General features: G+C 69.6%; 7 protein-coding genes. 5 read left to right on the plus strand and 2 right to left on the minus strand.

The features are described from left to right. Positions 1 to 278 (minus strand): ATPase domain-containing protein (locus AB1578_21375; GenBank protein ID MEW6490449.1); only part of this gene is annotated, 278 nt, incomplete at its 3' end. Positions 279 to 744: 466 nt separating this feature from the next. Between AB1578_21375 and AB1578_21380 the strand changes: the two genes are divergently transcribed. Together AB1578_21380 and AB1578_21385 are read left to right on the plus strand one after the other, a co-directional pair. Continuing rightward, positions 745 to 1,182 carry a hypothetical protein gene (locus tag AB1578_21380; GenBank protein ID MEW6490450.1) on the plus strand — a complete coding sequence of 146 codons (438 nt, stop codon included), beginning with the start codon at positions 745 to 747 and terminating at the stop codon, positions 1,180 to 1,182. 259 nt (positions 1,183 to 1,441) lie between these two features. Further along, complete coding sequence (locus AB1578_21385; GenBank protein ID MEW6490451.1) at positions 1,442 to 1,753, plus strand: cytochrome c; 312 nt, start codon at positions 1,442 to 1,444, stop codon at positions 1,751 to 1,753. Positions 1,754 to 2,093: 340 nt separating this feature from the next. On the opposite strand, the gene AB1578_21390 is transcribed toward AB1578_21385, so the two are convergent. Further along, entirely contained in the window at positions 2,094 to 2,312 is a 219-nt protein-coding gene (locus AB1578_21390) for a hypothetical protein (protein MEW6490452.1), read from the minus strand. A 256-nt stretch (positions 2,313 to 2,568) separates the two neighbouring features. Between AB1578_21390 and ycaC the strand changes: the two genes are divergently transcribed. The 3 genes from ycaC to AB1578_21405 all read left to right on the plus strand — a co-directional run. Further along, complete coding sequence (gene ycaC, locus AB1578_21395) at positions 2,569 to 3,192, plus strand: isochorismate family cysteine hydrolase YcaC (GenBank protein MEW6490453.1); 624 nt, start codon at positions 2,569 to 2,571, stop codon at positions 3,190 to 3,192. Between the two features lie 323 nt (positions 3,193 to 3,515). Further along, entirely contained in the window at positions 3,516 to 3,713 is a 198-nt protein-coding gene (locus AB1578_21400) for a BON domain-containing protein (GenBank protein ID MEW6490454.1), read from the plus strand. Between the two features lie 64 nt (positions 3,714 to 3,777). Further along, positions 3,778 to 4,485: hypothetical protein (locus tag AB1578_21405; protein ID MEW6490455.1), on the plus strand; the 708-nt coding region annotated here is incomplete at its 3' end.

A 4,485-nucleotide genomic window follows, 5' to 3' on the forward strand; every position in this document is an offset into this window, starting at 1 on the left:
GCGACGAGCTCCATGATGGACAAGTCGTCCAGGCCCCACCCGTGGGACGCCGCGATCTCGCGGGTCTCGGCCTCGGTCTCGGCGAAGCTCACGTACAGGCCCTGTTCGCCCCGGGCCCGCCCCTCGATGAGGAACTGCAGCCCCAGGGTCGTCTTCCCTGCCCCGGGGTCCCCCTCCACCAGGTAGAGCCGGCTCCGGGGCAGGCCCCCGCGCAGGATGTCGTCCAGCCCGGGGACCCCGGTGCGGGCCAGCTCCGGCGAAGCGTTCCGATCGGCCACGGCCCCACCCCCTTCTCCCAAGAGCCCCCGGTCCGCCGCGGCCCGGGTCGCCCTCGCGGTGAATCTCTTGGCGCATGGTAGCCAAACCCCTGGCCGGTGCAAGGGAGGAGAGGCGGCCGACGCCGCCCCAGCGGTCTCGCCGTGCATCGGGAGGCTGCCGGCCGCCGGGTCTGGCACCAGCCACCTGATCGGATAGAAACAGGGCACGATCGTCTCAATTCGCGCCCCGGGCCGGCCCGCGCCCCTGGACACTGCCCGGGGGCGTGCTCTGGTGGAGCCCGTCGCGGAGCTGCCGCGGCCAGGCGAACGCCACCCGGAAAGGAGGGACCCGATGAAGAAGCTGGAAGGCAAGGTGCAATGGCTCGACTCCCTGGAGCAGGGGTTCGAGAAGGCCCGGTCCGAGAAGAAGCCCGTGCTCCTGGACTTCTTCAAGGACGGGTGAGGGGGCTGCGCCAGGCTGGGTACCGTGACGTACCCCGATCTCTACGTGGCCACCCTGCTCAACGAGTACTTCGTGCCGGTCCAGCTCGACGTGAGCAAAGAGACCAAGCTGGTTGACAAGTACCGCGCCTTCTGGACGCCGAACCTCAACGTGCTGGACGGGGAGGAGCGGATGACCTACCACGTCGAGGGCTGGCTGCCCGCGGCCGAGTACTCGGCCATGCTGCTCCTGGCCCTGGGACGCCACCAGATCCTGCAAAAACGGCCCGCCGGGGGCGTTCCCTTCCTGCAGGAGGTGATGGACAAGTTCCCCAGCACCACCTTCGCCCCGGAGGCCCTCTACTACCTCGGGGTGGCCCAGTACCTGGTCTCCCACGAAGTGGAGGACCTCGTGGAGGGCTGGAAGCAGTTGCAGCGGCGCTACCCGTCCAGCTCTTGGGCGCTGAGCGCGGGCATCGTGTAGGGACCCGTCGTATCCGGCGCCGCCCGGATTCCTCTGGTCCACCGGGGCGACCCGGGTGGCGTCGGCCGCTTCGTCCGGGAAGTAGGGGATCACTGGGATCCCCGCGGGGAGGCCGGCGACAACCCGGGTCCGTCGCTGCGCCCTGCCTTTGCGGGGAAGAGGGGGAGCCGGCTCGTCGGACTCGACAGAACCGAGGCGCGTGAGAAGCGGCCCGGACGCCCTTCGTCCGCAGTCCCGAAGCGCCCGGGAGGATGAGAAGATGAAGCGGATCAAGCAATGTTCGATCGCTGCGGTCCTGGGGTGCGTGCTCGCCGCGTGCGGGCACGCGCCCGCGACATCGGCCGACTCCCCCAACCCGGCACAGATGGTCAGGGCCAGGTGTACCGGCTGCCACCAGGTCGACGGCCAAGGGGGTACGGTCGGGCCCTCCCTCAACGCGATCGGCGCTCGCCTGGACGCCGAGCAGGTCCGCCAGAAACTGCTCAACCCACCTTCGGGCATGCCCTCCTACGAGGGCCTTCCCGCCGACCAGCTCGACGCCATCGCCACGTATGTCGCCGGCCTCGAGTAGCTCTTCCCCGCACCCGTGGGTTCGGTCTTTCCGGTCGCCCCCTGGCGGGACCTCCTGCCAGGCGGTAGTCGGCCAGCCGGTCCGGACTCCCGCGCCGGGAGAAGCACGCCTCCACGGCGCCCCGGATGTCCTCCCCCACCGCCTGCACCAACCGGCCCTCCGGGGTGCCCCGGACCACCCGTGCTCGGCGGGGAAGCTCTCGTACTGCTGGAAGCTGGTGGCCAGCAGGGCGCTCTCGGGCACCAGGCTCAGCGGGTCGCGGCCGGTGATGGGGACCTGGCTGCAGGAGCCGAGGGCGAGGGCCAGGAGGGGGAGGAGGCGGCGCAGGGAGGACAGGTCCTTACAGGCACACCAGCAACTGCCCGCGGACGAAGGAGCTCAGCGCCTCGTCCGCGCGGCCGAGCAGCCTTCCCACGACGGCCTGCCGGCGCGGTGGAAAGAGCTCCGCCACGCGGTCGTAGATGCGATCGAAGATCAGGAGGAGGTAGAAGGCGAACACCGGAATGAAGGACAGACCCGTGAGGCAGGGGTCCGGTGCGCTCCGCTGCGCGGAGCACACCCGGGAGACCCGTCCGGCGGTAGAAGAAGCCCCGGGAACGACGCTAGCTCCGGGGGGGGGCGCCGGGCCCCGCGCCCCCCCGCCACACCGAGGGCGGGGAATTTGGGTGCGGTCGAGGACCGCGCCGCGGCCGGGAGACTCCTGGCCGGGGCCCTTCGCCATTATACGGAACGCGCTACCCCGGCGAGTTCGCCGACCTATAGTCTATCCGTGACAAACGATTCATGCTGCATCGCCAACGAAAGGAGGGTTCTACATGAGTGCAAGCTTCCGCTACACCCGTCTTTCCAAGGATGAGGCAGCACTACTGCTGGTGGACCATCAGTCGGGGCTCATCTCGCTCGTCCAGGACTTCTCTCCTGGCGAGTTCAAGAACAATGTCCTGGCGGTCGCCGCGGCCGGCGCGTATTTCAAACTGCCCACGATCTTGACAACCAGCTTTGAAAGCGGCCCCAATGGCCCTCTGGTTCCGGAACTCAAAGAAACCTTTCCGGATGCACCGTACATTGCGCGTCCGGGGCAAATCAATGCATGGGACAACAACGACTTTGTCAATGCTGTCAAGAAGACCGGCCGCAAACAGCTGATTATCGCCGGAGTAGTAACCGAGGTTTGTGTGGCTTTCCCGGCTCTATCCGCCGCTGAGGAAGGCTATGAGGTGTTCGTCGTAACCGACGCCTCCGGCACTTTCAATGAGGTCACTCGCCACACTGCGTGGTTACGCATGCAGGCTGCTGGCGTGCAGTTGATCAATTGGTTTGCCATGGCTTGTGAGCTGCATCGAGACTGGCGCAATGATATTGAAGGGTTGGGTTCGCTCTTGTCGAACCACATCCCCAATTACCGGAATCTCATGACGAGCTATTTCGTTCGGGCCTGAGGTGATCCGGGCCGCAACGCTCGAGACGGCGCTCGAGTCCGGGCAGCTGGGCTTCGCGGCGTGAAGTGGCAAACGGGCGGTCCATCGAGGGGGCGCCGACGGGGCGGCGCGAGAGGAGCCACAGGTGCAGCGGCACCACGTCATCCGCGGCCGGGTCCAGGGGGTCTTCTTTCGGACCCTACCCGGAAGGAGGCGGGCCGGCTGGGGCGGGATCCACCCGGGACCGGCCGGCCTGCGGCCCCGACATCGGAGACGTCTGCTCCCAGCCCAGCGGCGCCCTCCTCTCCCAGAGCCCCCACTACGTCTCCCCGACGGACGCCCAGGTGCAGCGCGCCATCGAGGACCAGCTCTACTGGAGCCCCTTCGTCGACGCCGACGCGGTGCAGGTCTCCGTGGAGGAGGGGGTGGCGACCCTGACCGGCCGGGTGGGCTCCCTGGCCGAGGCGAGCGCCGCCGTGGACAACGCCCACGAGGGAGGCGCCGTCCGGGTGAAGAACCGGCTGGAGGTGGTTGGCCGGTGAAGCCGGCGACCGCTTCGCGCCTGGGGGCCGGCCAAGGGGAGCTGCCCCGGGAGGCCGCTCGCTGATGGAAGAGGCGCTCGCGGGGGCGCTCTTCTGGGCGGCCGCGGCCGTGGGCGTGATCCTGGTCCGCCTTACGGCCTGGAGAGCGGTTTGCTCGCTGGACCCGAAACGCCTGCGCCACTGGGGGAAGCGGACCTCCGCCGGCCGGTTCCTCCGGGTTACGGGGCGCGCGGTGCGGCAAGACCACCCGGGCTCTTGGCGGGTCTTGGCGGCTCGGCTCTCGCCCGGGCGCTTCACCGGGCTCCCCCTCACCCTGCTGTGCCTGGTCGGGGTCGGGCTGGCGCTGCTCCTGCTGGGGCTCGCCGAGGAGGTGCTGAAGGTCGAGGGTTGGGCGCGGTTGGACCGGGCCGTCCATGGTGCGCTCGGCCCCCATCGCACCTCCCCCATCGTCCCGCTCCTCACCGCCGTGACCGGGTTCGGGGATGGGGTCACTCTCTTGGCGGTCTCCCTGGTCGCGGGGGGGGTGCTCTGGTCCCAGGGAAGAGGCGCCGCCGTGCTGCCCCTGTGGATCGTGCTCGCCGGCGCCCAGGCCACGGTCTGGTTGGGCAAGTACGCCTTCGGGCGGCCCCGGCCGGACCTGGGGGCCGTCACCCTCGCGACCCCGGCCTTTCCCAGCGCCCACGCCGCGGGGGCCGCGGCCGTGTACGGCTTCCTGGCCTTCCTCGTGGCCCGCGACCTGAAGCAGGCGCGGGCGCGCTTCGAGGTCGCCTAC

It is taken from the genome of Thermodesulfobacteriota bacterium, from assembly GCA_040756475.1.
Lineage (GTDB): Bacteria > Desulfobacterota > Deferrisomatia > Deferrisomatales > JACRMM01 > JBFLZB01.